The sequence below is a fragment of the Stenotrophomonas sp. Steno-Z10-HUANG genome, from assembly GCF_056393075.1.
The window spans coordinates 216,065-241,316 of the sequence record NZ_JBWJPA010000002.1 but is presented as its reverse complement, the minus strand read 5'-3'; the positions used below and the strand labels follow the sequence as shown (position 1 = coordinate 241,316).

Sequence of the window (25,252 nt, the reverse complement as noted above, 5' to 3'; positions counted from 1 at the left end):
GGGGCGGGACGCGGCGCGTCCCGTTAGGGTCAGGCGTCCTTGGCTTCGTGCGGGGCGGCAGCCGCGGCGGCATCGTGGCCCAGTTCGTACTCGGCGTCGTACTCCCACACGCTGCCGTCGGCGCGTGCCGGGCCGCAGGAAATGGAAACGGCGCCCTGGTCGGCCGGGCCGACCACGCTGCGGTTCATCGCGAACAGGTTGCGGCCAAGGTCGTGGCCGGCCGGTGCGGTGTTGGCGGCAAGCGGGCGCGCCGCCCATTCGGCAGGGTCCACCCGTACTTCCAGGATGCCGGCCTCGCCATCCAGGCGGATGATGTCGCCTTCGCGGATGCGCGCGATCGGGCCGCCGCGGGCGGCTTCGGGGGTGACGTGGATGGCGGCGGGAATCTTGCCCGAGGCGCCGGACAGGCGCCCGTCGGTGACCAGCGCCACGCGCCGGCCCTGGTTCTGCAGCAGCCCCAGCAGCGGCGCCAGCGAATGCAGCTCCGGCATGCCGTTGGCGCGCGGTCCCTGGTAGCGCACCACGGCCACGAAATCCTGCGGCAGGGCGCCGGCGGCATGCAGCTTGTTCAGTGCCTGCGGCGCGTCCACCACCACCGCCGGCGCCTCGATCGTGCGGTACTGCGGCTTCACCGCCGACAGCTTGATCAGCGAACGGCCGATGTTGCCGCGCAGCAGGCGCAGTCCGCCCTGGGCCTCGAACGGCGCGGCGGCCGCGCGTACCACCTCGGTATCGGCGCTGTGCGCGACGGCCGGCGCGTAGACGACCTTGCCGTCGATCAGCCGCGGTTCCTGCGCATAGGCGCGCATCCCGCCTTCGGCGATGGTCGGCAGGTCGTCATGCATCAGCCCGGCGTCCATCAGTTCGCGGAACACGAAGGCCGGCCCGCCGGCCGCGGCGAAGCGGTTCACGTCGGCCTCGCCATTGGGGTAGACGCGCGCCAGCAGCGGCACGATCTGCGACAGCTGGTCCATGTCGTCCCAGGTCAGCACGATGCCGGCCGCGCGGGCCACCGCGATCCAGTGGATGGTGTGGTTGGTGGAGCCGCCGGTGGCCATCAGCGCGACGATGGCGTTGACGATGGCGCGCTCGTCGATCAGCCGCCCCAGCGGCCGGAAATCGCTGCCGAGCGCGCAGATCTCCAGCGCGCGGGCGGTGGCGGCACGGGTCAGCGCATCGCGCAGCGGCAGTTCCGGGTTGACGAACGAGGCGCCCGGCAACTGCACGCCCATCGCCTCGAGCAGCACCTGGTTGGAATTGGCGGTGCCGTAGAACGTGCAGGTGCCCGGCGCGTGATAGGAGTCGGCCTCGGCCTGCAGCAGTTCCTCGCGGGTCGCTTCGCCGGCGGCATAGCGCTCGCGCACTTCGGCCTTCTTCTTGTTGGGGATGCCCGGCGTCATCGGCCCGGCCGGCACGAACACCGCCGGCAGGTGGCCGAACGCCAGCGCGCCGATCAGCAGGCCCGGGACGATCTTGTCGCACACGCCCAGGTGCACGGTGGTGTCGAACATGTCGTGGCTCAGGCCGACGGCGGTGGCCTGGGCGATGACGTCGCGCGAGAACAGCGACAGTTCCATGCCGCCGCGGCCCTGGGTGACGCCGTCGCACATCGCCGGTACGCCGCCGGCGACCTGCGCGGTGGCGCCGAGTTCGCGCGCGGCGTCGCGGATCAGCTGCGGGTAGTGCTCGAACGGCTGGTGCGCCGACAGCATGTCGTTGTAGGCGGTGATTATGCCCAGGTTGGGGGTCACGTCGCCGCGCAGCCGGCCCTTGTCGGTCGGGCCGCAGGCGGCGAAGGCATGGGCGAGGTTGCCGCAGCTCAGGCGCGAGCGGAACGGGCCCGAGCGCAGCGCGGCCTCGATGCCCGCCAGGTACGCCGCGCGCGACGGCGCGCTGCGCTGGCGGATGCGTTCGGTGATGGCGTGGATTTTCGGATGCAGGCTCATGGCTTTTACACGCAGGGAAAGGGGGAGGGGGAAGCGGGAGGGAGGAGGCTGCGGAAGGCGGAAAGTGGAGGGCGCGGCCCATGCCGGATCATCGCCCCGGCACGCGGCAGGGCGCGTGATCCCGCACGCCCGCCGGTTCTTTCCCGGTTCGCCTTCACCCGCACCAGTGCACGCGCAGCTTCGGGCCGGGCGCGTCGATGGCGGCCAGCACCGGATAGCGATGCACGTCTCCCGAGGCGAGCGCCGCCTCCAGTACTTCGAGCTTCTGCTTGCCGCGCAGCAACAGCAGGCGGTTGCCGACGGACGCCAGCCCGCGCGGGGTCAGGGTGATGCGCAGGTGCCAGTCGCGGGCGACCGGGCAACCGCTGGCGTCCAGCGCCGCATACGGCTTGCTGCCCTGCAGGGCGCGTTCGAGGTCGCGCGAGCCCGGGAACAGCGAGGCGGTGTGGCCATCGTTGCCCATGCCCAGCACGACCAGGCAGGCCGGCTGCGAGTACTCGGCCTGCAGGTTGGCGTCATGGACGCATTCGGCCAGCGATTTGCCCACCCGCACCAGGGGGTCGAAATGCGCGCCCTCGACCCGGTTGAGGAAGCTGTGGCGCACCAGCCAGGCGTTGCTGTCGCGGTCCTGCGGCGACAGCCAGCGCTCGTCCGCCAGGCCCACTTCCACCCGCGCCCATTCCAGCGGCTGCTCGGCCAGCAGTTCGTAGACCGGGGCCGGCGTGGTGCCGCCGGACAGCAGCATGCGCGCGCGGCCGCGCTGGCCGATCTCATGGCCGAGGATCGTCGCCATCTCGCGGGCGACGTTCTCGGTCCAGGCCTCCTCGTCGGAGTGGCGGACCAGGGTGAGGCGTTCGGCGAGTGCGCTCATGCGGGTGCTCCGGATGGGGCCTGCTCCAGGTCCAGCGCGTACGCGGCCGCGCCGAGCAGGCCCGGGCAGGGGTGGACGATGGCCAGCGACGGTACCTGCGACAGGGTCGCGCTGAAACGCCCCTTGTTCTCGAAATGGCTGCGGAAGCCGGAATGGCGCAGGGACTCGAGCAGCCGCGGCACCAGGCCGCCGGTAAGGAACACGCCGTCCCAGGCGCCCTGGACCAGCACCGCGTCGCCGGCGACCGCGCCGAAGATGTCCATGAACACCTCGATCGCGCGCATGGCGACCGGGTCGCCGGCGGCGGCGCGCTCGCTGACCTGCGCCGGCTGCGGCTGGCCCGGGTCCTGGCCGGCGATCTCGCTCAGCGCGCGGTGCAGGTTGACCAGGCCCGGGCCGCAGATCAACCGCTCGTTGGAGACGCGCCCGAACTGCTGGCCCAGGATCTGCAGGATGCGGATCTGCTCGGGGGTGGTCGGCGCGAAACTGGCATGGCCGCCCTCGGTCGCCAGCGGGTAATAGCGACCATCACGGACCACCAGCCCGCCCACCCCCAGGCCGGTGCCAGGGCCGATCACGCAGTAGTTGCGTGGCTGCGACGGCGCGGCCGGCTGCCAGGGCGCACCGCCGGTTTGGACCACGTCGGCCGGTTGCAGCAGCGCCACCGACATCGCCTGGGCGACGAAGTCGTTGATCAGGTGCAGCCGCGACAGGCCCAGTTGCGCGGCGGTGCGCGAGCGCGAGATCACCCATGGATGGTTGGTGATGCGCGCCTCGTCGCCGTCCACCCGCCCGGCCACGGCGAACACCCCGCTGTGGGCCCGGGCACCGCGCTCGCGCAGGTAGCAGGCAGCGGCATCGGCCAGCGACGCGAAACGCGCCACCGGGTATTCGCCGATGCTGCCCGGGTCCAGCGGGGCGGCGGTGGAGGTGTCGGCCAGCGCGAAGCGCGCGTTGGTGCCGCCGATGTCGGCGACCAGCACGTGTCCGGCCGGGCCGCTCACAGCGCGTCGTCCGCGCGGTTGTCGGCGACGATCGCCGCGGGCAGGAACAGGTGCGCCTGCGCCGGGCCCCAGCTGCCGGCCGGATACGGCTCCATCGGCAGGTCGGCGGCCTTCCAGGCGTCGGCGACGCTGTCGATCCAGGCCCACGCCGCGCGCACTTCGTCATCGCGCACGAACAGCGCGTGGTTGCCGTTGAAGGCATCCAGGAACAGGCGCTCGTAGGCGATGCGGCGATGCAGGCCGGTGGGCACGGACAGTTCCAGCTCCAGCGGCTGCAGTTCCAGCGCGCCCCATTCCGGGCCCGCCAGCGAACTCATCAGCCCCAGCTGGATGTTCTCCTGCGGCTGCAGCTGGAAGGTCAGCCGGTTGGGCTGGGCATGGCGGCGGTCGGGGCGTTCGAACAGCCAGTGGGTGACCGGCTTGAGGTTGACCTCGATGCGGGTGGTGCGCTCGGGCAGTCGCTTGCCGGTGACCAGGTGGAACGGCACCCCGGCCCAGCGCCAGTTGTCGATATGCGCGGTGACGCCGACGAAGGTCTCGGCCTCGCTGCCTTCCGGCGGCTGATAGGCCTGTGCCGGCTGGCCATTGATGGTGCCGGCGGTGTAGCGGCCGCGCACGCTGTCCTTGGCCGCATGGCGCGCGTCGAGCGGGCGCAGTGCGCGCAGCACCTTGACCTTCTCGTCGCGGATCCGGTCCGCTTCCAGCGAGGCCGGCGGTTCCATGGCCACCAGGCACAGCAGCTGCAGGATGTGGCTCTGCACCATGTCGCGCATCGCGCCGGAGCGCGAGTAGTACGAGTCGCGGCCGTCGACGCCGTCGCTCTCGGCCACCATGATGTGTACCGATTCGATGTAATTGCGGTTCCACACCGCTTCCAGCAGGGTGTTGCCGAAGCGCAGCGCCATCAGGTTCTGCACCGCGGCCTTGCCCAGGTAATGGTCGATGCGGAACACCCGGTCCTCGTCGATCAGCGCGCCGATCGACCGCAGGATCTGCTCGGCGCTGTCGCTGTCCGAGCCGATCGGCTTTTCCAGCATCAGCCGGTGCGGCGCGGACAGCGCGCCGCCCAGGGCCAGGCCCTCGCAGGTGGAGATGTACAGCCCGGGCGGGATCGACAGGTAGCTGACGCAGTGGCGGTCGTTGAACTCACGCACCGCGTCGGCGATCGAGCCGGGGTCGCGCAGGTCGACCGAGCGGTAGTCGATGCGCCGCAGCAGGTTGTTGATGTCGTCCTGGCTGGCCTGCGGCAGGGCCTGTTCCAGGCGTGGCCGCAGGATGTCGCGGAACTTGTCGGTGTCGTGCGGCGAGAGCGCCATCGCGCGCACCCGGAAATCCTCGGGGAGCAGGCCATCGCCGAGCAGCCGCAGCAGGGAAGGGAACAGATAGCGCTGGGCCAGGTCGCCTGTGGCACCGAACAGGAGGAGGGTGTCGTGCATGGCTCGAGTTTCGTGTTCTGGTGACATCGTTGTCAATCGCCCTTCGCTATGTTCTGGTTGCTGTTCCAGTGGGGGTCCCGCAGCCGTCGGCCGCCCCTGCGCCGTGTCCGGGTGGGTGCGGCGAGCGCGCTGGGAGGGGGAGCGGTCCGCGGGTGTCGAAACCGGCCGGTGCGGGCGTCCGCCAGCGCCGCCGCGAACCATGGATGGTGCCATGGGAGAACGCTTGCGTGGCAGAATGTTTCCACTGTATTCGTATTCGAACGCGGTCGCCCCGACCGCATTGGCGACGCGCGTCGCCATCCACTTCGCCGGTCGCCGTGCGCGCGGCCGGACTGAATGAGGCAGGCGATGGCGGACGTGCGGTTTGACGGAGTGCGCAAGGTCTACGACAACGGCCAGGTCGCCGTGCATGGGGCCAGTTTCGACATCGCCGACGGCGAGCTGATGGTGCTGGTGGGGCCGTCGGGCTGCGGCAAGTCGACCTTGTTGCGGATGGTCGCGGGGCTGGAAGAGATCAGCGCCGGCACGCTGTCCATCGGCGGGCGCGTGGTCAACGACGTCGCGCCCAAGGACCGCGACATCGCCATGGTGTTCCAGAACTACGCGTTGTACCCGCACATGACCGTAGCCGAAAACCTCGCCTTCGGGCTGAAGCTGCGCGGGCACGACAAGGCCGAGATCGCGCGCCGGGTGCAGGGTGCGGCCGACATGCTGGGCCTGGGCGGAATGCTGGACAAGCTGCCGCGGGCGATGTCCGGCGGGCAGCGCCAGCGCGTGGCGCTGGGGCGGGCGCTGGTGCGCGAGCCGGCGGTGTTCCTGCTGGACGAGCCGTTGTCCAATCTCGATGCCAAGCTGCGCCACTCGGTGCGCACCGAGATCGCGCAGCTGCACCGCAAGCTCGGCACCACGATGATCTACGTCACCCACGACCAGGTCGAGGCGATGACCCTGGGCCAGCGCATCGTGGTGCTCAACGATGGCATGGTGCAGCAGATCGACACGCCGATGGCGCTGTACCAGCGCCCGGCCAACCTGTTCGTCGCCGGCTTCCTCGGCAGCCCGGCCATGAACACGCTCAAGGGGCGGTTGCAGGCGCTGGCGGGCGGGGACGTGGCGCTGGACATGGGCCAGGACGGTCGCATTCCACTCGGCCGCGCACCGGTGCCGGCTGCCTGGTCCGGGCGCGAAGTGGTGGTCGGCGTGCGCCCGGAGCACCTGCAGCCGGGCGGCGGCGACGCGGCCTTCCCGGCGCTGATCGATGGCATCGAGCCGGTCGGCAACGAAATGTTCGTCAACCTGCGCCATGCCGGCCGGCCGCTGGTGATGCGGGTACCGCCGCAGGTGCTGCCCGCCGCGGGCGCGCGGATCGACGTGGCCGTCGTTCCGGCGGCGCTGCATTTCTTCGACGTGGACAGCGGCCTGCGCCTGGACGCGGCGCAGGCGGCCTGATCAGCGCGCCAGGCCGTCGAGCAGCTCCAGGCGCTCGACCGCCGCGCCCGCCACCTCCAGGCCGCCCGCCGGCAGGTCCAGCGGCAGCACCGCCAGTGCCAGCGTGCCGGCGCTGCTGGCGACGGTGCCGATGGTCGCGCCCGCCTGGGTGACCGCGTCGCCGGGCGTGCTGGCGAGGTCGCCATGCAGCAGGGCCAGCGAGCGCTTGGCCTTGCCCAGGAAATGGGTGCGTGCCACGATTTCCTGGCCCGGGTAGCAGCCCTTCTTCACGCTGTAGGCCGCAAGCCGGTCCAGCCCCAGTTGCTGCGGCGTCCACTGTTCCTGCTGCGAGGCCTCCAGCCGTGGCAGCCCGAAGCGCAGGTCCCACTGGCGCCAGGCCAGCTCCGCGGCATCGACGTACGCGGCGGTGCCCGCCGGCACCAGGCGCAGGGTGCGCGGGTGGGCCGCGGTCCCCAGGTCCAGTTCGATGGCGCCACCGTCGAGGTGGGCGAATGCGGCGCCATGGGCGCGGGCAGGCGCCTGGAACGCGGCTTCGACGGCGAAGGCATCGGCGTGGGCAAGGGTGACCTTGCGCCTGAATACGAAGCGCCGCAGCTGTTCGGCCATGGCCTCGACGCCGCCGTCGTGGCAGAGCAGCAGGAGTTGTCCGGCATCGAGCCGCAGCAGCTGGAACACCGCCAGGACGCGGCCCTTGGCGGTCAGCCACGCATTCCACTGCCAGTGGCCGTCGGCCAGCGACGGTACGTCGTTGGCGAACTGGGCCTGGGCGAAGGCGACCGCGTCCGGGCCGGAAAGGGCCAGCACCTGGGGCCGGCGCAGTGCGCGCGTACCGCTGAAGAGGGGGGCGAGGTTGTCAGACACGTGAACGGGGACTAAAATTTGTGCGTTGCGAGACCGACCATGATAGGCCAAACAACCCCCACTCCCGAGGACGGAACCCCAGCCCCGCCGGAACCGGAGAAGCAGCCGCTTGCCGATGCCGGAACGGTACCGCAGGAAATCGGCGGACGCGGCGGACTTGATCCGGTGCGTTACGGCGATTGGGAGAAAAACGGTCGCTGCATCGATTTCTGAGCAGCGTCAGCCAACGCGGCATCCGCCGCCCAGCCGAGATAACGAGTCAGCGAATGGCGAACAGACCCCGCCCCCTTTCTCCGCACCTGCAGGTGTATCGCTGGCAGATCCAGATGGCCACCTCGATCCTGCATCGAGCCACCGGCATCGTTCTGTCCGTCGGAGCCCTGATCATTGCCGGCGGCCTGCTCGCCCTGATGATGGGCCCCGAGTCCTGGAACTGCTTCACCACCCATGCCAGCGCCTGGTACGGCAAGGTGATCCTGTTCGGCTGGACCTGGTGCTTCGCCTATCACCTGTGCAATGGCATCCGCCACATCGTCCAGGACTTCGCCATCGGCTACAGCAAGCCGACCTTCATCCGCAGCAGCTGGCTGTCGGTGATCGGCTCGCTGGTCATCACCGCGCTGGTCTGGGCCTACGTCTGCTTCGGAGGCGCCGCATGAACAATTTCCGCACCCCGCTGAAGAACGCGCGCGGCCTCGGCAGCGCCAAGTCCGGCACCATGCACTTCATCCACCAGCGCCTGACCGCCACCGCGCTGGTGGCGCTGACCCTGTGGTTCCTGTGCTTCGTGCTGAGCCTGATCGGCGCCGACTACGTCACCGCCGTCACCGCCGTGGCCAAGCCGTGGAACGCGATCGCCCTGGTCGGCTTCCTGGTGGCCATGTTCTGGCACGCCCAGCTCGGCCTGCAGGTCGTGCTCGAAGACTACATCCACAATTCGCTGCTGGCCCTGGCCCTGCAGACCTCGGTCAAGTTCGTCGCCGTGCTCGGCGCGATCGTCAGCATCTTCGCGGTCGCCCGCGTCGCGCTTGGGAACTGATACATGTCCGCTTACAACATCACTGAACACAAGGTCGACATGGTGGTCGTCGGCGCCGGCGGCGCCGGCCTGCGCGCGACCTTCGGCCTGGCCCAGAAGGGCCTGCAGACCGTGTGCATCACCAAGGTCTTCCCGACCCGCTCGCACACCGTGGCGGCGCAGGGTGGCATTTCCGCCGCGCTGGGCAACATGGGCGAGGACGACTGGCGCTACCACTTCTACGACACCATCAAGGGCTCGGACTGGCTGGGCGACCAGGATGCGATCGAGTACATGGTGCGCGAGGCGATCCCGGCGATCATCGAGCTGGAACACTACGGCGTTCCGTTCAGCCGCACCGAGGACGGCAAGATCTACCAGCGCCCGTTCGGCGGCATGACCACCAAGTACGGCGAAGGCCCGTCCGCGCAGCGCACCTGCGCCGCCGCCGACCGTACCGGCCACGCCATGCTGCACACCCTGTACCAGCAGTCGCTGGCGCACAACGCGCGCTTCATGATCGAGTACTTCGCGCTCGACCTGATTTTCGACGAAGAGGGTGTGTGCCGCGGCGTGCTGGCGCTGGACATGGCCGAGGGCACCCTGCACCTGTTCCGCGCCCATGGCGTGGTGCTGGCCACCGGCGGCTACGGCCGCGCCTATTTCAGCGCCACCTCGGCGCACACCTGTACCGGTGACGGCGGCGGCCTGGTGGCCCGTGCCGGGCTGCCGCTGCAGGACATGGAGTTCGTGCAGTTCCACCCGACCGGCATCTACGGCGCCGGCTGCCTGATCACCGAGGGCGTGCGCGGCGAAGGCGGCATCCTGCGCAACAGCAGCGGCGAGCGCTTCATGGAACGCTACGCACCGCATTACAAGGACCTGGCCTCGCGCGACGTGGTCAGCCGTTCGATGACCATCGAGATCCGCGAAGGCCGCGGCGTCGGCGAGCACAAGGACCACATCCTGCTCGACCTGACCCACCTGGGCCCGGGCGTGATCGACGAGAAGCTGCCGGGCATCGCCGAGAGCGCGCGGATCTTCGCCGGCGTCGACGTGCACAAGCAGCCGATCCCGGTGATCCCGACCGTGCACTACAACATGGGTGGCATCCCGACCAACTACCACGGCGAAGTGGTGCGCAAGGTCGGCGACAACCCGGATGCGGTGGTGCCGGGCCTGTACGCCATCGGCGAGGCGGCCTGCGTGTCGGTGCACGGCGCCAACCGCCTGGGCTCCAACTCGCTGCTGGACCTGGTGGTGTTCGGCCGCGCGGTGGCCAACCGCTGCGCCGAGACGATCAAGCCGGGCGCGCCGCACAAGACCCTGGGTTCGGATGCCTGCGACAAGGCGCTGGGCCTGCTGGACAAGCTGCGCCACGCCAATGGCGACACCCCGACCGCCGTGATCCGCGACCGCATGCAGCGCACCATGCAGGCCGACGCCGCGGTGTTCCGCACCAGCAAGACGCTGGCCGAAGGCTGCGCGAAGATGGCCGAGGTGTTCGATTCGTTCCAGGACGTCAAGGTTTCCGACCGCTCGCTGGTCTGGAACTCGGACCTGATCGAGACCTACGAGCTCAACAACCTGCTGCTCAACGCCGTGGCCACCATCAATTCGGCCGAGCAGCGCAAGGAAAGCCGCGGCGCGCACGCGCACGAGGACTATCCGGAGCGCGACGACGCCAACTGGATGAAGCACACGCTGGTCACCGTCGACGAGAAGGGCAAGTGCAGCTTCGACTACCGTCCGGTGCACATGTACACGCTCACCGACGACGTCGCCGTCGTGCCGCCGAAGCCGCGCGTCTACTGATCCGGGGAACCTACGAACATGGCTGAATTTGCACTCCCGAAGAACTCCCGGATCACCCAGGGCAAGCACTTCCCCGCCAAGAGCGGCGGCAAGAACGTGCGCACCTTCAAGATCTACCGCTGGAGTCCGGACGACGACCAGAACCCGCGTACCGACACCTACGAGGTCGACCTCGACGCGTGCGGCCCGATGGTCCTGGACGCGCTGATCAAGATCAAGAACGAGATCGACCCGACCCTGACCTTCCGCCGGTCCTGCCGCGAGGGCATCTGCGGTTCGTGCGCGATGAACATCGACGGCACCAACACGCTGGCCTGCACCCGCGCCATCGCCGACTGCACCAAGGCCGAGGTGCCGATCTACCCGCTGCCGCACATGGACGTGGTCAAGGACCTGGTGCCGGACCTGACCCACTTCTACGCGCAGTACGCGTCGATCAAGCCGTGGATCCGCACCCAGACCCCGGCGCCGTCGGACCGCGAGCGGCTGCAGTCGCCGGAAGACCGCAAGAAGCTCGACGGCCTGTACGAGTGCATCCTGTGCGCCTGCTGCTCGACCAGCTGCCCGAGCTACTGGTGGAACGGCGAGCGCTACCTGGGCCCGGCGATCCTGCTGCAGGCCTACCGCTGGATCATCGATTCGCGCGACGAGGACACCGGTGCGCGGCTGGACGATCTGGAGGATCCGTTCAAGCTGTACCGCTGCCACACCATCATGAACTGCGCCCGGACCTGCCCGAAGGGGCTGAACCCGGCGCTGGCGATCGCCGAGATCAAGAAGTTGATGATGGCGCGCCGCGCCTGATGCGCCGGCCCGCGCGATGCCCCGCGCATCGCGGCCATGGCGGCACCGGTCCCTCTGGCCGGTGCCGTCTTCGTTTACGCCACGGTCCGGCCGTGGCATCGGCAGGTGAGCGATGAGCCCTGAAGACGAGATCGAACTGAAGAAGCTGCGCTGGCGCTGCCGACGCGGCATGCGCGAGCTGGACCAGCTGTTCGGGCGCTATCTTGACCAGCGCTGGGGGCAGGCGCCGACAGCCGAGCGCGCTGTTTTCCTGCAGTTGCTGGAAACCGAAGACGACAAACTGTGGCGCTGGTCCATGGGCTACGAGGCCTGTCCCGATGCGCAGCAGGCGGCCCTGCTGGACTATATCCGCACCCTTCCGCTGTGAGTGGCGGCCCTCGCGCTGGCAGGCCGGCGCGATGTGCCTGCTGGGCCTGCTGGGCGCCATCGCGCTGTTGAACTGCGGGCTCGCGCGGGCCGTTGCATGGCCGGCGGCGCTGCTGGCCGTAGGCCACGGGCTGGGCATGGCGCGGCGCGGGCTGCGCCAGCCGGTGCGGCGGCTGCGGGTGCCGCTCGCGCCGGCTGCGGCCGAGGTCGACGGCGGCGCGGTCCAGGCGCTTGAGCTGCTCGAGCGCGGCCCGCTGCTGGTGCTGCGCTGGCGCAGTGGCGGGCGACGCGGGCAGCTGCTGTTCTGGCCGGACACGCTGCCCCGCGCCGGTCGACGTGAACTGCGACTGGCCGTGCGCGCCCATGCCGTTTCCCGTTAGCCGGCGGGAATGGCAACATGGCGCCACTCCATCGGCACACGCGCATGTTCAGACCCTTACCCGTCGCAATCGGATTGCGCTATCTGCGGGCCAAGCGCCGCAACGGCTTCATCTCCTTCATCTCCATGGCCTCGATCCTCGGCATCGCGCTCGGGGTCACCGTGCTGATCACCACGCTGGCGGTGATGAGCGGTTTCCAGAAGGAAATCCGCGACCGTCTGCTGCAGATGTCCGCCCACGCCACGGTCAGCGCCGATGGCGCGCCGATGCGCAACTGGCAGCACGCGGTGGACGTGGCCAGCCGCGACCCGCGCGTGGCCGGTGCCGCGCCCTACATCGAGATCCAGGGCATGCTGGCCGGCCCGCGGGTGCAGGGCGCGATCGTGCAGGGCGTGGACCCGGCGCTCGAACCGAAGGTATCGGTGCTGGGCGAAAAGATGCAGAAGGGCGCGCTGGACAGCCTGCAGCCGGGCGGGTTCAACATCCTGCTCGGCAAGGAGCTGGCGTTGTGGCTGGGCGTGGACGTGGGCGACAGCGTGGTGGCGACGCTGGCCGAGATCCAGGGCACCCCGGTCGGGGCGATGGCGCGGACCAAGCGCTTCAAGGTCAGCGGCATCTTCGAGGCCGGCTCCAACGAGATCGACCGCGGCGTGGCGTTCGTCAACATGCAGGACCTGGAACGGGTGCTGCGGGTGGACGGGGTCACCGGCGTGCGCCTGAAGCTGCACGACATGGACCAGGCCTATACCGTGGCGCGCGACCTGGCGCTGAACCTGGAGGGCATGTACCGGGTCAGCGACTGGACCCAGGAGAACGCCAACCTCTACCACTCGCTGCGCATGGAAAAGACGGTGATGGGCATCCTGCTGTCGCTGATCGTGGCGATGGGCGCGTTCAACCTGGTGTCCTCGCAGGTGATGCTGGTGACCGACAAGCAGGCCGACATCGCGATCCTGCGCACGCTGGGGCTGACCCCGCGCGGGGTGATGCAGGTGTTCATGGTGCAGGGCAGCCTGATCGGGCTGATGGGCACGGTGGCCGGCGTGATCGGCGGCATCACCCTGACGCTCAACCTGGAGCGCATCCTCGGCCTGATCGAATCGACCTTCGACATCAAGCTGCTGCCCGAGGACGTGTACTACATCACCGGCCTGCCGACCGACATGCAGACCGGCGACATCGTGGTGATCACCGCGGTGGCGCTGCTGATGAGTTTCCTGGCAACGCTGTACCCGGCCTGGCGCGCGGCGCGCACCCAGCCGGCGGAGGCGCTGCGCTATGAATGAGAACGCGACCATGGAATCGGTGATACGTGCCGAGGGGCTGGCCAAGACCTACGCCGAAGGGCGCATGCGCACGCCGGTGTTCGACGGGCTCGAACTGGACGTGGCGCCGGGCGAGACGGTGGCCATCGTCGGTGCCTCCGGCGCCGGCAAGAGCACCCTGCTGCACCTGCTCGGCGGGCTCGACGTGCCGACCGCCGGCGAGGTGTACGTGGCCGGCCAGCGCATGTCGGCCCTGTCCGACGCGCAGCGCGGGCGCCTGCGCAACACTTCGCTGGGCTTCGTCTACCAGTTCCACCACCTGCTGCCGGAGTTCACCGCGCTGGAGAACGTGATGATGCCGGTGGTGCTCGGCGGTGCCGATATTGCCGATGCCCAGCAGCGCGCGCGTGCACTGCTGGAATCGGTCGGGCTGGGGCACCGGCTGGAGCACAAGCCCGGCGAGCTGTCCGGCGGCGAACGCCAGCGCGCGGCGGTGGCGCGGGCCCTGGTGAACCGGCCCGCCTGCGTGCTCGGCGACGAGCCCACCGGCAACCTGGACGACAAGACCGCGGCCACGGTGTTCGACCTGATGCTGGAATTGAACCGCGCCCAGCGCACCAGCCTGGTCCTGGTCACCCATGACCGCGGCCTGGCGCGGCGCCTGGACCGGGTACTCGAACTGCGCCAGGCGCGGCTCCATCCGCTGGCGCACAGCGACGTCTGAGGCCCATCCCGCCCGCCCCCCTCCGGCGGCGGGGCGGGCCGCCTGATCCGGCCGCCGGCTGAACAGGCCGCGTCGGCTCGCTTGCGCGTCACCGGCTGCGGTGCAAGATGGCGAAGGTATTCCCGAACAGGAGGTGTGTCATGAAACGTCTGGCAATGGTCTTGTTCGCCGTCGCCGCGCTGGCCGGCTGCGCCACCACCGGCAAGCTGTCCAGCAGCGAGCGGCTGCAGCTGTACCGCGCCCATGCCGGCGCGCCGGTGAAGGATTTCCAGTACTTCGGGTCGCTCAACGGCTGGACCGAGCTCGGCGACAGCGCGCTGGCGGTATGGACCAAGCCCAACGAGGCCTGGCTGTTGAACCTGAGCGGCCCGTGCATGGACCTGTCCTATGCCCCGGCGATCAGCGTCACCAACATGATGGGCCGGGTATCGGCCAAGTTCGACCGCGTGATCGTGCTCGGCGGTGGCCCGGGCCTGACGCGCATGCCGTGCCGGATCGATACCATCCAGCCGCTCGACGTGAAGGCGCTGCGCACGTCGGAGAAGGAGCTGCGCGAGGCCAAGATCGAGGCGCGTGCCGAGGACCCGTCCCGCGACTGAGCCGGCCGTGGCAGCAGCGAGGGGGCTGGCAGCAGCCCCCTCGGGCAGTATCAGGGGGCGTCCGGGGCGACGTAGCCAGCGGGCTTTTCCGCGCCGCCGCCGAACAGGAACTTGACCAGCTCTTCCTCCAGGAACGCGCGGTGCTTCGGGTCGCGTGGCGACAGCCGGTTCTCGTTGATCAGCATGGTCTGGTGCGCCAGCCACGCCGCCCAGGCCTGCTTGCCGACGTTGGCGAAGATGCGCTGGCCCAGTTCGCCGGGGTAGGGCACGAAGTCCAGGCCTTCGGTTTCGCGTTGTTCGTACTGGCAGAAGACGGAGCGTGGCATGCGGGGTTCCTGTCGGTGGAGCGGGCCGCCTCAGTGGCGGTCGAGCAGCTTGCGGATGGGCGCCGGCAGCCCCAGCGAGGGCAGCTCGGCGCGGGCGACCCAGCGCAGGTCGGCATTGTCGCCCACGCGCGGGCGCGGGGCGACCCTGCGCAGGTGCAGCGGCTGCAGGTGCAGCCGGTAGTGGCTGAAGGTATGGACGATCAGCGGCAGCTCGTCGGCGGCGTCGTAGTCGCCGTCGATGTGGCTGGCGAACCAGGCGCGCAGCGCGGCATCGGTGTCGGCCTGCGGCAGCGTCCACAACGAGGCCCAGATGCCGGTGGGCGGCCGCTTGCACAACAGGATGCGGCCCTGGCTGTCCTCCAGCAGCAGCGCGCTGGCCTCGCGCTCGGGCAACACCTTGCCGGGCTTTGGCGTCGGCAGTGAATCCACCTGTCCCTGCGCATGTGCCGCGCAGCCATCCCGCACCGGGCACAGGCTGCAGGCGGGGTTGGCGCGGCTGCACAGGGTGGCACCGAAGTCCATCTGCGCCTGGGTCCAGTCGGCCATGCGTCCCGGCGGCACCTGCGCCACGTGCTGCGCGGCCAGTACCCACAACTGCTTTTCGACGGCGGGCAGGCCGGGGTGGCCGGCGATGCCGTGGTAGCGGGTGAGCGCGCGTTTGACGTTGCCGTCGAGGATGGGAAACGGGTCGTTCCAGGCCTGGCTGAGGATGGCGCCGGCGGTGCTGCGGCCGATGCCCGGCAGCGCCAGCAGCGCTTGCGGATCGCGCGGCAGGTCGCCGCCATGCAGCTCCACGCAGCGAAGGGCCGCGGCGTGCAGGTTGCGGGCGCGGGCGTAGTAGCCCAGCCCGGCCCAGTGCGCCATCACCGCGTCGTCGTCCGCCGCGGCGAGGTCGGGCAGGGACGGGAACGACTGCACGAAGCGCTGGAAATACGGAATGACCGTGGCCACCTGGGTCTGCTGCAGCATGATTTCCGACAGCCACACCCGGTAGGGCGTGCGCGGATGCTGCCAGGGCAGGTCATGGCGGCCGTGGCGGTCGAACCAGTCGAGCAGGCGCGGGGAAAAGGCATCGGTGGACGGGCGCATGCGCGCACCCGCACCCGTGCCGGGAGTTGCATCGGTGGCGCCGGCCACGATGCCCGACGCCGCTCCTGCGCGGGCCATCAGTTGCCCAGCGCCTCCGGCAGCAGTGCATCGACGAAGGCTTCCGGGTCGAATACGCGCAGGTCTTCCGGGCGCTCGCCGATGCCGGCGAAGCGGATCGGAATGCCGAACTCGCGCGCCAGCGCGAACACCACGCCGCCCTTGGCGGTGCCGTCGAGCTTGGTCACCACCAGCCCGGTGACGCCAGCGGCGGCATGGAACTGGCGCAACTGGTTCAGCGCGTTCTGGCCGGTGGTGCCGTCGATCACCATCAGCACCTCATGCGGCGCGCTGGGGTCGATCTTGCCCAGTACGCGGCGGATCTTGCTCAGCTCGTTCATCAGCCCGGCCTGGGTGTGCAGGCGGCCGGCGGTGTCGGCGATCAGCACGCTGGTGCCGCGGGCCTTGCCGGCCTGCAGTGCGTCGAACGCCACCGATGCCGCGTCGGCGTTCTGGCCCTGGGCGATCACCGCCACGCCGTTGCGCTCGCCCCACACCTGCAACTGCGCCACCGCGGCGGCGCGGAAGGTATCGCCGGCGGCCAGCATCAGGCTGTGGCCCTCGTCCTTGAAGCGCTTGGCCAGCTTGCCGATGGTGGTGGTCTTGCCGACGCCGTTGACGCCCACGGTGAGGATCACGAACGGCCTGGCGTCGCGGTCGATGACCAGTGGCCGGGCCACGGGCTGCAGCAGCGCGATCAGGTCGGCGCGCAGCGCGGCGAGCAGCGCGTTGGCGTCGGCGAACTCGCGCGATTTCATGCGCCGGCGCAGGTCTTCGACCAGCGCGGTGGTGGCTGGCACGCCGACGTCGGCGGTCAGCAGCGCGGTCTCGATCTCGTCGAGCAGGTCGTCGTCCAGCCGCGGGTTGCGCGAGAACAGGCCGCCAAAGCTGCGGGCGAAGGCGCTGTTGCGCAGGCGGTCACGCCAGCCGGGCTTGCCCGCCGGGGCGGCCGGGGCGGCGTTGGCCGGGATCAGGCCCGCGTCGGTGGCATCCACGGCCGTCGTCGCTGCAGCGGTCCCGGCCGCCGCGGAGGGTGCGGTGCTGTCTGCGACAGGCGCGGGCGCGGTGATGGCGGGCGCGGGCGCCACGGGGTCCAGGGCCGGCGCCGGGTCAGCGGCGGGCGCCGCGTCGGCGGGGTCGGCCGCCGGCGCGGGCTGTTCGGCCGGCGCGGGCAGGGCGGAGGCCAGCTCCTCGGCGCTGAATTGCGGGGGCTTGCCGACCGCGGGGGCGTCCTGCGGCTTCTTGCGACGGAAAAAACTGAGCATGGATGAGAAAAACCGGGGCAGGGCCACATGCTACCACCGGCGCTGGCGGCGGCCGGTCCGCAGCGGCGGAAAACGGGCTAAAGTCGGCGCCTGGCAGGCCGATGACAAGGCATGAACGCGATTCCCTCGATTGCCGCCTCCGGCATGCGCGTGGCCGTGATGGGCGTGCGCGTGGCGGCGCAGAATATCGCCGTGCAACCGGTGCAGCCGGTGGGGCCGCGGCAGGTGCTGGCGGTGCAGACCCTTGCCGGTGGCGGCGCCAGCGCGCGGGTGTCCGCGGGCGAGGGGGCGCCGGACCTGGCCGCCGACCTGCTGGCGGCCAGGACCTATGAAGTGGCCTTTGCCGCCAACGCGGTGGTGATCCGGCGCAACAGCGAAATGCTGGGGACGCTGTTCGACGCGTTCGCCTGACCACCCGGCTTGCGCCGCGTGCGGGTGGCGCGGCCGGCGTCACGCCCGCGGGCAGGGCGCGGATGGACGCCCTGCCGCGACCGGCCCCCTCCGCCGCGGAGGGGGCGCCCGGCCTCAGGCCGACAGTTCCAGCAGCAGCTTGTTGAGCCGGCGCACGTAAGCGGCCGGGTCCTTCAGGCCGTCGCCGGCGGCCAGCGCGGCCTGGTCGAACAGCACCCGCGCCAGGTCGCTGAAGCGGTCCATGTCCGGCTCGGCGTCCAGCTTCTCGATCAGCGGGTGCGCCGGGTTGAACTCGAACACCGGCCTGCTCTCGGGCACCTTCTGCCCGCTGGCTTCCAGGATCTGCCGCATCTGCAGGCCCAGGTCCTGCTCGCCGATGGCCAGGATCGCCGGCGAATCGGTCAGGCGGTGGGAGACGCGCACCTCGGCCACGTCCTCGCCCAGCGCGGTCTTGATGCGCGTGGCCAGCCCTTCCTTGGCCTTGGCGGCTTCCTCCTGCGCCTTCTTCTCTTCCTCCGAGTCCAGCGTGCCCAGGTCCAGGTCGCCACGGGCCACGTCCACGAACGACTTGCCGTCGAATTCGTGCAGGTAGTTCATCAGCCACTCGTCGATGCGGTCGGTCATCAACAGCACCTCGATGCCCTTCTTGCGGAACACCTCCAGGTGCGGGCTGTCCTTGACCTGCAGGTAGCTCTCGCCGGTGAGGTAGTAGATCTTGTCCTGGCCCTGGACCATGCGGCCGACGTAGTCGGCCAGCGCCACGTCCTGCGCGCCGTCGCTGCCATGGGTGGAGGCGAAGCGCAGCAGCCCGGCGATCTTCTCGCGGTTGTTGAAGTCCTCGGCGGGGCCTTCCTTCAGCACCTGGCCGAATTCCTTCCAGAAGCGCTGGTAATCGGCCGGGGCGTCCTTGGCCAGCTTCTCCAGCATGTCCAGTGCGCGCCTGGTCAGCGCCGACTTCATCGAGTCGATCACCGGCCCGGACTGCAGGATCTCGCGCGAAACGTTCAGCGGCAGGTCGCTGGAGTCGACCACGCCCTTGATGAAGCGCAGGTACAGCGGCAGGAACTGCTCGGCCTGGTCCATGATGAAGACGCGCTGCACGTACAGCTTCAGGCCCTTGGCGGCGTCGCGGTGGTACAGGTCGAACGGCGCGCGGCCGGGGGTGTACAGCAGCGAGGTGTATTCCAGCTTGCCCTCGACCCGGTTGTGGCTCCACGCCAGCGGGTCGGTGAAGTCATGGGCGATGTGCTTGTAGAACTCCTGGTACTCGGCGTCGCTGACCTCGGACTTGGGCCGGGTCCACAGCGCGTTGGCCTTGTTGACCGCTTCCCACTCCGCCGCCGCCGGCGCCTCGTCGCCAGTGGCCTGCTTGTGCATTTCGATCGGCAGGCCGATGTGGTCGGAGTACTTCTTGACCAGGCTGCGCAGCTTCCAGCCATCGGCGAAGCCTTCCTCGCCGTCCTTGAGGTGCAGCACGATGCGGGTGCCGCGTTCGGGCTTGTCGATGGTGGCGACCTCGAACTCGCCTTCGCCGCGCGAGGACCAGTGCACGCCCTCGCTGGCCGGCAGCCCGGCGCGGCGGCTGTAGACGTCGACCTGGTCGGCGACGATGAAGGCCGAATAGAAGCCCACGCCGAACTGGCCGATCAGGTTGGCGTCCTTCTTCTGGTCGCCGGACAGGTTCTTCAGGAAGTCGGCGGTGCCCGACTTGGCGATGGTGCCCAGGTGCGCCACGGCTTCGTCGCGGCTCAGGCCGATGCCGTTGTCGTCGATGGTCAGGGTGCGCGCGGCCGGGTCGGCCTCGATGCGGATGCGCAGCGCGCCGTCGCCTTCCAGCAGTTCCGGCCGGGTCAACGCCTCGAAACGCAGCTTGTCGGCGGCATCGGCGGCGTTGGAGACCAGCTCGCGCAGGAAGATTTCCTTGTTCGAGTACAGCGAGTGGATCATCAGGTGCAGCAGCTGCTTCACCTCGGTCTGGAAACCGCGGGTTTCCTTGTGGGCTTCGGCGGTCATCGTCGGGTTCGCTCCATGGTTGCCAGGCCGCGCGCGGGCGGCCGATGGCCTCACGGATGTGGGCCGGGCGGCGGATTTCAAGTCCGCGGGCGCGGGAAGAGGGCGGGTTCGGCTTATCATGCGGGCCCGTTTCCGCCGCCATTCGCATGCCCCGTTCCCCGCGATCTCCCGCTCCGACCTCCCGCCGTCCCGCGCATGGCGGGGACGGGCAGGTGCGCATCATCGGCGGCCGCTGGCGCAATACGCGGCTGCAGGTGCCGTCGCTGGACGGCCTGCGCCCGACCAGCGACCGGGTGCGCGAGACCCTGTTCAACTGGCTGATGCCGAAACTGCCCGGTGCGCGCGTACTGGATCTGTTCGCCGGCAGCGGCGCGCTGGGGCTCGAGGCGGTGTCGCGCGGCGCCGCTTCGGCGCAGCTGGTGGAACGCGACCCCGCGCTGGCCGCGGCGCTGCGCGGCGTGGTCGAGCGGCTGGGCGCCGCTGCGCAGGTGCAGGTCGCCGCCGGCGATGCGCTGCGCTGGCTGGAAACCGCCGCGCCGATGCAGGCCGACATCGTGTTCATGGATCCGCCGTTCGCCGCCGGCCTGTGGGCGCAGGTGTTCGAGCGGCTGCCGCGGCACCTGGCCGCGGATGCGTGGCTGTACGTGGAGGCGCCCGCGGCCGCGGCGCCGCTTCCGCCCGCGGACTGGCGCCTGCACCGCGAGGGCGCCACCCGCGATGTCGGCTATGCCCTGTACGTTCGCGCCGCTGCTACACTCCGCGGTGACCTGAACGCGACTCCGTCCGCATGACCCCGTCCAACCCGCGCATTGCCGTCTATCCGGGCACGTTCGACCCGATCACCAATGGTCACATCGACCTGGTGCACCGGGCCGCGCCGCTGTTCGAGAAGATCGTGGTCGGCGTGGCGCAGAGCCCGTCCAAGGGGCCGACGCTGCCGCTGGCGCTGCGCGTGGAGCTGGCGCGCGAGGCGCTGGCCCGCCATGACAACGTCGAGGTGGTCGGTTTCGACACCCTGCTGGCGCATTTCGTGCGCTCGGTGCATGCCGGTGTGCTGCTGCGCGGCCTGCGCGCGGTGTCCGATTTCGAATATGAATTCCAGATGGCGAGCATGAACCGCCACCTGATCCCGGAGGTCGAGACCCTGTTCCTGACCCCGTCCGAACAGCACAGCTTCATTTCTTCCTCGCTGGTGCGCGAAATCGCCCGGCTGGGAGGCGACGTGTCCGGTTTCGTGCCGGCCACGGTGCTCGAAGCGCTGCGCAGGGCCCGCGAATCCCGCGCTGGCGCCTGACCCATCCCAACAGCCGTAACGAATCCAATAGAGGGAGACGATCCATGAAGAACACGATGCGCGTGATGCTGGCCGCTTCGCTGGTGCTGGGCTTCACCGCCTGCAAGAAGGAAGAGGCCGCACCGGCCGCCGAGGCGCAGCAGGCGCTGGTGGCCCCGGCCAAGGACGACGATGCCGGCTGGCGCAAGTACCTGCAGGCCGTGGCCGTGCAGAACATGGGCAACATCACCAACAACCCGTACCTGTACTACCTGGTGCCGGAGTCCGACCCGGAGTTCGCCGCCAAGTACGAGCGCCAGGTCGAAAGCGCCACCGCCGCCATCGGCCGCGGCGTGTCCCCCGGCAACATGCTGGCCTTCGGTTCGTCGGCCTCGTCGAAGATGGCCGATCTGATCGAGACCGCGTTCAAGGGCGTGCAGGCCGATTCCATGAAGGGCGTGCGCGTGGTGTACATCGGCGATGCCGCCGACAACGCCCGCGTGCAGACCATCGTGCAGCCGACCGGCGCCGATTACATCTTCGTTGAAGCCAAGTGACCCGTGCCCGGCCGGACGTGCCTTGCGCATGTCCGGCCGCTGCCGGCCCGGAAGCGGGCCGCATCGAGCCGGTGGCGCCGCGCGCCGCCGGCCTGCCGCCGGCAGGCGCGGGCATGGAGCCGTTCCATGTCTCTGAAAATCAATGAGCTCTGCGTCAACTGCGACGTCTGCGAGCCAGCCTGCCCGAACAAGGCCATTTCGATGGGCGAGACGATCTACGTGATCGATCCGGCCCGTTGCACCGAATGCGTCGGCCATTTCGATGAGCCGCAATGCGTGGTGGTGTGCCCGGTCGAATGCATCGACCCGGATCCGGACATTCCCGAAACCCACGACCAGCTGCTGGCCAAGCTGCATGCGCTGCAGCGCGACCACCCCGAACTGTACGAACCGGAGACCCCCTCGGCATGAAACGTTTCGCGCGTTCCTTCCTGTTGTTTGCGCTGGTGCTGGCACCGGCGGCGTGGGCGGCACCGACGCCGCCGCAGGCGCTGGCCGCGCACCCTGACGGCGCGGCGATCGCCAGCGGCCACGAACTGGCGACCAAGGCCGGCATGGAGATCCTGGCCAAGGGCGGCAATGCGTTCGACGCCGCGGTGGCGGTGTCATCCACGCTGGCGGTGGTCGAGCCGATCAGTTCCGGCCTGGGCGGCGGTGGCTTGTTCATGCTGCACGACGCGCGCACCGGCAAGGACGTGATGCTCGACGCGCGCGAGACCTCGCCGGCGTCGGCCACGCCGGAGCGCTTCCTGGACGCCAACGGCGAGCTGGACCGCGACCGTTCGGTCAACGGCCCGTGGTCGGCCGGCATCCCCGGGTTGCCGGCGCTGCTGGTGCAGGTCGCGCGCGAACACGGCCGGCTGCCGCTGTCCGAATCGCTGGCGCCGGCGATCCGCGTGGCCAGCGAAGGCTTCCCGGTGTACGCGCGCATGGCGCGTGGCTATGCCGCGCGGCGCGAGGTGATGGAGCGCTATCCCGGCACCCGTGAGGTGTACCTGCGCAACGGTCGTCCCATCGCCGAGGGCGACATCTTCAAGCAGCCGGAACTGGCGCATACCCTGCGGCTGCTGGCCGCCAGGGGCTTCGATGGCTTCTACCGCGGCGAGACCGCGAACAAGCTGCTGGCCGGGGTGAAGAAGGCCGGTGGCCAATGGACCGCCGCCGAGCTGGCCGGCTACACGGTCAAGGCGCGCGAGCCGATCGTGTTCGACTACCGCGGCTGGAAGATCACCACCGCGCCGCCGCCGTCCTCCGGGGGTATCGCGCTGGCGTCGATGCTGCAGATCCTGGAAGGCTGGGACCTGGCCGCCCTGGACGAGGCGCACCGCACCCACCTGGTGGTCGAGGCCATGCGCCGTGCCTACCGCGACCGCACCTTCTTCCTCGGCGACCCGGATTTCGTGCAGATCCCGCAGAAGGTGCTCACCAGCCGCGACTACGCCCAGGGCCTGCGCGCCACCATCCACCCGGACAAGGCCACCCCGAGCGACCTTCTGTCGGGCAACCCGACCCCGCTGGAGGATGACGAGACCACCCATTTCTCGATCATCGACAGCGAAGGCAACCGCGTCGGCGGCACCCAGACGGTGAACCTGCTGTATGGCTCGGGCTTCATCCCGGCCGGCACCGGCGTGCTGCTCAACAACGAGATGGACGATTTCGCGCTCAAGCCGGGTACGCCCAACGCGTTCGGCGTGATGGGCTACGAGGCCAACGCGCCGAAGCCGGGCAAGCGCATGCTCAGCTCGATGACGCCGACCTTCATGGAGAACGGCGAGAAGGTGATCGTGATCGGCACCCCGGGCGGCAGCCGCATCATCACCATGGTGCTGCTGGGCATCCTCGGCTACAACGCCGGGCTGGACGCGCAGCAGGTCGCCGCGCTGCCGCGCTACCACCACCAGTGGCTGCCGGACGAGATCTCGGCCGAGAGCGGCGCGTTCACCCCGGACGTGGCGCGGCAGCTGCAGGCCATGGGCCACAAGGTCGACCTGCCCGGCGACAGCGCCGACGGCGGGCGTGGTTCCAGCCACGTGTGGGGCAACCTGCAGACGGTGGAATGGGACCGCCGCAGCAACACCCTCAGCGGTGGCAGCGACCCGCGCAACCCGGTCGGCAGCGCCGAGGTGCGCAGGATGGGCAAGGGCGACTGAGCCGCCCGCGCATCCGGATGCCACACCGAACCCCGCCGCGTGGCGGGGTTCCGCGTTTTCGGACACGCCGCGCGCTCAGCGCTCGAGGTTGCGCAGCACGCTGGCCAGCCCGCGTACCGCCGCTTCCAGTTCGTCCGGCGCATGCGCGGCGAAACCCATCAGGAAGCCGGCCTGGTCAGCTTCCCCTGCGTAAAGCCCGCCCAGCCCCAGCAGGTCGATGCCCGCACGCCGTGCGGCGTCCACGGCGCGGGCCTCGGCGATGTCGCGGGTGAGCAGGCAGGGCATCTGCATGCCGCCGGCCGGCACCCGTGGCTGCAGGTAACCGCCCAGATGGCGCCGTACCAGCCGCGCCAGCAGGTCGCGCCGCTCGCCGTAGAGCTGGCGCATGGCGCGCACGTGGGCGCCGAAATGGCCGCCTTCGATGAAGCGCGCCAAGGTCAGCTGCGGAACCGGTGCGCTGTGCCCGTCCAGCAGCGTGCGCGCCACGGTCATCGGTTCCACCAGCGCCGGCGGCAGCAGCATGTAGCCGATGCGCAGGCCCGGGAACAGCGACTTGGTGAAGGTGCCGATGTAGATCGTGCGCTCGTGCGGGTCCAGCCCCTGCACGCAGGTGGTGGGTTTGCCGGCGTAGTGGAACTCGCTGTCGTAGTCGTCCTCGATGATCCAGGCGCCATGCCGCCGCGCCCATTCGATCACCGCCAGGCGCCGGTCCAGCGCCAGCGTGGCGCCGGTCGGGAACTGGTGCGAGGGGGTCAGGAACACCGCCCGCGCCGGTGCCGCGTCGTGCAGCTGCTGCACGCGCATGCCGTCGGCGTCCACCGGCACCGGCACGCAGTCCAGGCCGGCGGCCTCGAACGCGCGCCGCGCGCCATGGTAGGCCGGGTCCTCGATGAAGATGCGGTCGCCAGCGTCGAGCAGCACGCTGGCGCACAGCGCCAGCGCCTGTTGCGAGCTGGTCAGCACCAGCACGCGCTCAGGCGTGGCGCGGGCGCCGCGTTCGAGGTTGACGTAGTCGGCGATGGCCTGGCGCAACGCTTCCATGCCCTGCGGCGGACTGTGCAGCAGGGCGGCGCTGCCGTGTTGCCTGAGCACCTGCCGTTGCAGCCGCTCCCAGGTCTGCAGCGGGAAATGGCGGGTCTCGGGCAGGCCGGGCGCGAACGCGCGCGGGGCAAGGAAATCGCGCACCCCGCCGTCGCGGAACAACGCCGCGCCACGCCGGCTCAGCGCGGCGGCCAGCGGTGCCGGGCCGGCCCGGCGCGCCGCGCTGCGCCGCCGCCGCACGCGCTCTGACACGAAGCTGCCGCTGCCCACGCGGCGTTCGATGAAACCCTCGGCATGCAACTGGCCATAGGCGGCCTCCACCGTGTCGCGGGAAACCCCGAGCGAGTGGGCCAGCGCGCGCGACGCCGGCAATGGCCGGCCCACGTCGATCGCGCCCTCGAGGATCAGCTGGCGCAGGGCGCGCTGGATGCGTGCGTGCAGCGGCAGGCCGGCATGCGCCGGGTCGACCAGCCAGGCCTTGACCGATTCAAGTTGGGCATGACGGAACAATTGGCAGGTATCAAGCGAG

Annotated in this window: 27 protein-coding genes; 17 read left to right on the top strand and 10 right to left on the bottom strand. The window is 70.2% G+C overall.

The window, feature by feature from the left end; genetic code table 11:
• Positions 1–29 precede the first annotated feature (29 nt).
• The 4 genes from edd to zwf form a co-directional block, all read right to left on the bottom strand.
• Positions 30–1,946 carry a phosphogluconate dehydratase gene (gene edd / locus AC06E6_RS04085; RefSeq protein WP_161615150.1) on the bottom strand — a complete coding sequence of 639 codons (1,917 nt, stop codon included), beginning with the start codon at positions 1,944–1,946 and terminating at the stop codon, positions 30–32.
• Positions 1,947–2,100: 154 nt separating this feature from the next.
• Positions 2,101–2,817, bottom strand: a complete 717-nt coding sequence (gene pgl, locus AC06E6_RS04080) for a 6-phosphogluconolactonase (protein ID WP_240212682.1) — start codon at positions 2,815–2,817, stop codon at positions 2,101–2,103.
• On the bottom strand, positions 2,814–3,821 hold the full coding sequence (glk, locus tag AC06E6_RS04075; RefSeq protein ID WP_240212683.1) for a glucokinase: 1,008 nt from the start codon (positions 3,819–3,821) through the stop codon (positions 2,814–2,816). Before glk ends, pgl begins: the two co-directional genes overlap by 4 nt.
• Positions 3,818–5,257: a glucose-6-phosphate dehydrogenase gene (gene zwf / locus AC06E6_RS04070; protein WP_104938671.1), complete on the bottom strand. Its 1,440-nt coding sequence runs from the start codon at positions 5,255–5,257 to the stop codon at positions 3,818–3,820. Before zwf ends, glk begins: the two co-directional genes overlap by 4 nt.
• A 348-nt stretch (positions 5,258–5,605) precedes the next feature.
• Here zwf and AC06E6_RS04065 point away from each other — a divergent pair, with 348 nt between their 5' ends.
• A complete protein-coding gene (locus tag AC06E6_RS04065) occupies positions 5,606–6,706 on the top strand; it encodes an ABC transporter ATP-binding protein (RefSeq protein ID WP_240212684.1) in 1,101 nt (366 codons plus the stop codon).
• Here the strand turns inward: AC06E6_RS04065 and ygfZ are convergent, their stop codons facing one another.
• Positions 6,707–7,567: a CAF17-like 4Fe-4S cluster assembly/insertion protein YgfZ gene (ygfZ, locus tag AC06E6_RS04060; RefSeq protein WP_240212685.1), complete on the bottom strand. Its 861-nt coding sequence runs from the start codon at positions 7,565–7,567 to the stop codon at positions 6,707–6,709.
• Positions 7,568–7,606: 39 nt separating this feature from the next.
• Between ygfZ and AC06E6_RS04055 the strand changes: the two genes are divergently transcribed.
• The 10 genes from AC06E6_RS04055 (at position 7,607) to AC06E6_RS04010 (ending at position 14,538) form a co-directional block, all read left to right on the top strand.
• Positions 7,607–7,780, top strand: coding sequence for a DUF1674 domain-containing protein (locus tag AC06E6_RS04055; RefSeq protein WP_104938673.1), 174 nt, complete (start codon positions 7,607–7,609; stop codon positions 7,778–7,780).
• A 53-nt stretch (positions 7,781–7,833) separates the two neighbouring features.
• Positions 7,834–8,226 carry a succinate dehydrogenase, cytochrome b556 subunit gene (gene sdhC / locus AC06E6_RS04050; protein ID WP_054665183.1) on the top strand — a complete coding sequence of 131 codons (393 nt, stop codon included), beginning with the start codon at positions 7,834–7,836 and terminating at the stop codon, positions 8,224–8,226.
• Positions 8,223–8,606 (top strand): succinate dehydrogenase, hydrophobic membrane anchor protein, encoded by a 384-nt coding sequence (sdhD, locus tag AC06E6_RS04045; protein WP_104938674.1) that lies wholly within the window; start codon positions 8,223–8,225, stop codon positions 8,604–8,606. The genes sdhC and sdhD overlap by 4 nt, the downstream gene beginning before the upstream one ends.
• Positions 8,607–8,609: 3 nt before the next feature.
• Positions 8,610–10,400, top strand: a complete 1,791-nt coding sequence (gene sdhA / locus AC06E6_RS04040) for a succinate dehydrogenase flavoprotein subunit (RefSeq protein ID WP_104938675.1) — start codon at positions 8,610–8,612, stop codon at positions 10,398–10,400.
• A gap of 18 nt (positions 10,401–10,418) precedes the next feature.
• Positions 10,419–11,204: a succinate dehydrogenase iron-sulfur subunit gene (locus AC06E6_RS04035; protein ID WP_104938676.1), complete on the top strand. Its 786-nt coding sequence runs from the start codon at positions 10,419–10,421 to the stop codon at positions 11,202–11,204.
• A 112-nt stretch (positions 11,205–11,316) separates the two neighbouring features.
• Positions 11,317–11,571, top strand: a complete 255-nt coding sequence (locus AC06E6_RS04030; protein WP_104938677.1) for an FAD assembly factor SdhE — start codon at positions 11,317–11,319, stop codon at positions 11,569–11,571.
• On the top strand, positions 11,522–11,950 hold the full coding sequence (locus AC06E6_RS04025; RefSeq protein WP_240212686.1) for a hypothetical protein: 429 nt from the start codon (positions 11,522–11,524) through the stop codon (positions 11,948–11,950). Before AC06E6_RS04030 ends, AC06E6_RS04025 begins: the two co-directional genes overlap by 50 nt.
• A 44-nt stretch (positions 11,951–11,994) precedes the next feature.
• The gene (locus AC06E6_RS04020) at positions 11,995–13,236 is read left to right on the top strand and encodes a lipoprotein-releasing ABC transporter permease subunit (protein WP_161615145.1); all 1,242 of its coding nucleotides are present in this window, start codon (positions 11,995–11,997) and stop codon (positions 13,234–13,236) included.
• Positions 13,229–13,939, top strand: a complete 711-nt coding sequence (lolD, locus tag AC06E6_RS04015) for a lipoprotein-releasing ABC transporter ATP-binding protein LolD (protein WP_240212687.1) — start codon at positions 13,229–13,231, stop codon at positions 13,937–13,939. The genes AC06E6_RS04020 and lolD overlap by 8 nt, the downstream gene beginning before the upstream one ends.
• Positions 13,940–14,079: 140 nt before the next feature.
• Positions 14,080–14,538, top strand: a complete 459-nt coding sequence (locus tag AC06E6_RS04010; protein ID WP_161615143.1) for a DUF6491 family protein — start codon at positions 14,080–14,082, stop codon at positions 14,536–14,538.
• A 50-nt stretch (positions 14,539–14,588) separates the two neighbouring features.
• Here the strand turns inward: AC06E6_RS04010 and AC06E6_RS04005 are convergent, their stop codons facing one another.
• The 3 genes from AC06E6_RS04005 to ftsY all read right to left on the bottom strand — a co-directional run bounded on the left by AC06E6_RS04005 (position 14,589) and on the right by ftsY (position 17,275).
• The gene (locus tag AC06E6_RS04005; protein WP_161615142.1) at positions 14,589–14,864 is read right to left on the bottom strand and encodes an oxidative damage protection protein; all 276 of its coding nucleotides are present in this window, start codon (positions 14,862–14,864) and stop codon (positions 14,589–14,591) included.
• Between the two features lie 30 nt (positions 14,865–14,894).
• Entirely contained in the window at positions 14,895–15,953 is a 1,059-nt protein-coding gene (gene mutY / locus AC06E6_RS04000; RefSeq protein WP_240212688.1) for an A/G-specific adenine glycosylase, read from the bottom strand.
• A 77-nt stretch (positions 15,954–16,030) separates the two neighbouring features.
• The gene (gene ftsY / locus AC06E6_RS03995; protein WP_104938684.1) at positions 16,031–17,275 is read right to left on the bottom strand and encodes a signal recognition particle-docking protein FtsY; all 1,245 of its coding nucleotides are present in this window, start codon (positions 17,273–17,275) and stop codon (positions 16,031–16,033) included.
• Between the two features lie 111 nt (positions 17,276–17,386).
• Between ftsY and AC06E6_RS03990 the strand changes: the two genes are divergently transcribed.
• A complete protein-coding gene (locus AC06E6_RS03990) occupies positions 17,387–17,686 on the top strand; it encodes a hypothetical protein (RefSeq protein ID WP_104938685.1) in 300 nt (99 codons plus the stop codon).
• A gap of 114 nt (positions 17,687–17,800) precedes the next feature.
• Here AC06E6_RS03990 and htpG read toward each other — a convergent pair whose 3' ends face one another.
• Positions 17,801–19,699, bottom strand: a complete 1,899-nt coding sequence (gene htpG / locus AC06E6_RS03985) for a molecular chaperone HtpG (RefSeq protein WP_104938686.1) — start codon at positions 19,697–19,699, stop codon at positions 17,801–17,803.
• Between the two features lie 146 nt (positions 19,700–19,845).
• Between htpG and rsmD the strand changes: the two genes are divergently transcribed.
• The 5 genes from rsmD to ggt all read left to right on the top strand — a co-directional run bounded on the left by rsmD (position 19,846) and on the right by ggt (position 23,682).
• Entirely contained in the window at positions 19,846–20,490 is a 645-nt protein-coding gene (gene rsmD / locus AC06E6_RS03980; protein WP_240212690.1) for a 16S rRNA (guanine(966)-N(2))-methyltransferase RsmD, read from the top strand.
• Positions 20,487–20,993 carry a pantetheine-phosphate adenylyltransferase gene (coaD, locus tag AC06E6_RS03975; RefSeq protein ID WP_104938688.1) on the top strand — a complete coding sequence of 169 codons (507 nt, stop codon included), beginning with the start codon at positions 20,487–20,489 and terminating at the stop codon, positions 20,991–20,993. The genes rsmD and coaD overlap by 4 nt, the downstream gene beginning before the upstream one ends.
• A gap of 44 nt (positions 20,994–21,037) precedes the next feature.
• Positions 21,038–21,529: a hypothetical protein gene (locus tag AC06E6_RS03970; protein WP_104938689.1), complete on the top strand. Its 492-nt coding sequence runs from the start codon at positions 21,038–21,040 to the stop codon at positions 21,527–21,529.
• A 126-nt stretch (positions 21,530–21,655) separates the two neighbouring features.
• On the top strand, positions 21,656–21,940 hold the full coding sequence (locus AC06E6_RS03965; RefSeq protein ID WP_104938690.1) for a YfhL family 4Fe-4S dicluster ferredoxin: 285 nt from the start codon (positions 21,656–21,658) through the stop codon (positions 21,938–21,940).
• Positions 21,937–23,682, top strand: coding sequence for a gamma-glutamyltransferase (ggt, locus tag AC06E6_RS03960; protein WP_478060388.1), 1,746 nt, complete (start codon positions 21,937–21,939; stop codon positions 23,680–23,682). Before AC06E6_RS03965 ends, ggt begins: the two co-directional genes overlap by 4 nt.
• Before the next feature lie 75 nt (positions 23,683–23,757).
• Here ggt and pdxR read toward each other — a convergent pair whose 3' ends face one another.
• On the bottom strand, positions 23,758–25,233 hold the full coding sequence (gene pdxR / locus AC06E6_RS03955; protein WP_478060386.1) for a MocR-like pyridoxine biosynthesis transcription factor PdxR: 1,476 nt from the start codon (positions 25,231–25,233) through the stop codon (positions 23,758–23,760).
• Between the last annotated feature and the right edge of the window lie 19 nt (positions 25,234–25,252).

Coding starts and splice junctions, on each gene's coding strand:
- ftsY (WP_104938684.1), bottom strand. CDS start 17,275: ATGCTCAGTTTTTTCCGTCGCAAGAAGCCGCAGGACGCCCCCGCGGTC.
- lolD (WP_240212687.1), top strand. CDS start 13,229: ATGAATGAGAACGCGACCATGGAATCGGTGATACGTGCCGAGGGGCTG.
- sdhD (WP_104938674.1), top strand. CDS start 8,223: ATGAACAATTTCCGCACCCCGCTGAAGAACGCGCGCGGCCTCGGCAGC.
- zwf (WP_104938671.1), bottom strand. CDS start 5,257: ATGCACGACACCCTCCTCCTGTTCGGTGCCACAGGCGACCTGGCCCAG.
- AC06E6_RS03990 (WP_104938685.1), top strand. CDS start 17,387: ATGAACGCGATTCCCTCGATTGCCGCCTCCGGCATGCGCGTGGCCGTG.
- AC06E6_RS04025 (WP_240212686.1), top strand. CDS start 11,522: ATGCGCAGCAGGCGGCCCTGCTGGACTATATCCGCACCCTTCCGCTGT.
- AC06E6_RS04020 (WP_161615145.1), top strand. CDS start 11,995: ATGTTCAGACCCTTACCCGTCGCAATCGGATTGCGCTATCTGCGGGCC.
- AC06E6_RS04005 (WP_161615142.1), bottom strand. CDS start 14,864: ATGCCACGCTCCGTCTTCTGCCAGTACGAACAACGCGAAACCGAAGGC.
- ggt (WP_478060388.1), top strand. CDS start 21,937: ATGAAACGTTTCGCGCGTTCCTTCCTGTTGTTTGCGCTGGTGCTGGCA.
- mutY (WP_240212688.1), bottom strand. CDS start 15,953: ATGCGCCCGTCCACCGATGCCTTTTCCCCGCGCCTGCTCGACTGGTTC.
- coaD (WP_104938688.1), top strand. CDS start 20,487: ATGACCCCGTCCAACCCGCGCATTGCCGTCTATCCGGGCACGTTCGAC.
- AC06E6_RS03965 (WP_104938690.1), top strand. CDS start 21,656: ATGTCTCTGAAAATCAATGAGCTCTGCGTCAACTGCGACGTCTGCGAG.
- AC06E6_RS04030 (WP_104938677.1), top strand. CDS start 11,317: ATGAGCCCTGAAGACGAGATCGAACTGAAGAAGCTGCGCTGGCGCTGC.
- AC06E6_RS04035 (WP_104938676.1), top strand. CDS start 10,419: ATGGCTGAATTTGCACTCCCGAAGAACTCCCGGATCACCCAGGGCAAG.
- rsmD (WP_240212690.1), top strand. CDS start 19,846: ATGCCCCGTTCCCCGCGATCTCCCGCTCCGACCTCCCGCCGTCCCGCG.
- AC06E6_RS03970 (WP_104938689.1), top strand. CDS start 21,038: ATGAAGAACACGATGCGCGTGATGCTGGCCGCTTCGCTGGTGCTGGGC.
- htpG (WP_104938686.1), bottom strand. CDS start 19,699: ATGACCGCCGAAGCCCACAAGGAAACCCGCGGTTTCCAGACCGAGGTG.
- edd (WP_161615150.1), bottom strand. CDS start 1,946: ATGAGCCTGCATCCGAAAATCCACGCCATCACCGAACGCATCCGCCAG.
- sdhA (WP_104938675.1), top strand. CDS start 8,610: ATGTCCGCTTACAACATCACTGAACACAAGGTCGACATGGTGGTCGTC.
- sdhC (WP_054665183.1), top strand. CDS start 7,834: ATGGCGAACAGACCCCGCCCCCTTTCTCCGCACCTGCAGGTGTATCGC.
- pgl (WP_240212682.1), bottom strand. CDS start 2,817: ATGAGCGCACTCGCCGAACGCCTCACCCTGGTCCGCCACTCCGACGAG.
- AC06E6_RS04010 (WP_161615143.1), top strand. CDS start 14,080: ATGAAACGTCTGGCAATGGTCTTGTTCGCCGTCGCCGCGCTGGCCGGC.
- AC06E6_RS04065 (WP_240212684.1), top strand. CDS start 5,606: ATGGCGGACGTGCGGTTTGACGGAGTGCGCAAGGTCTACGACAACGGC.
- AC06E6_RS04055 (WP_104938673.1), top strand. CDS start 7,607: ATGATAGGCCAAACAACCCCCACTCCCGAGGACGGAACCCCAGCCCCG.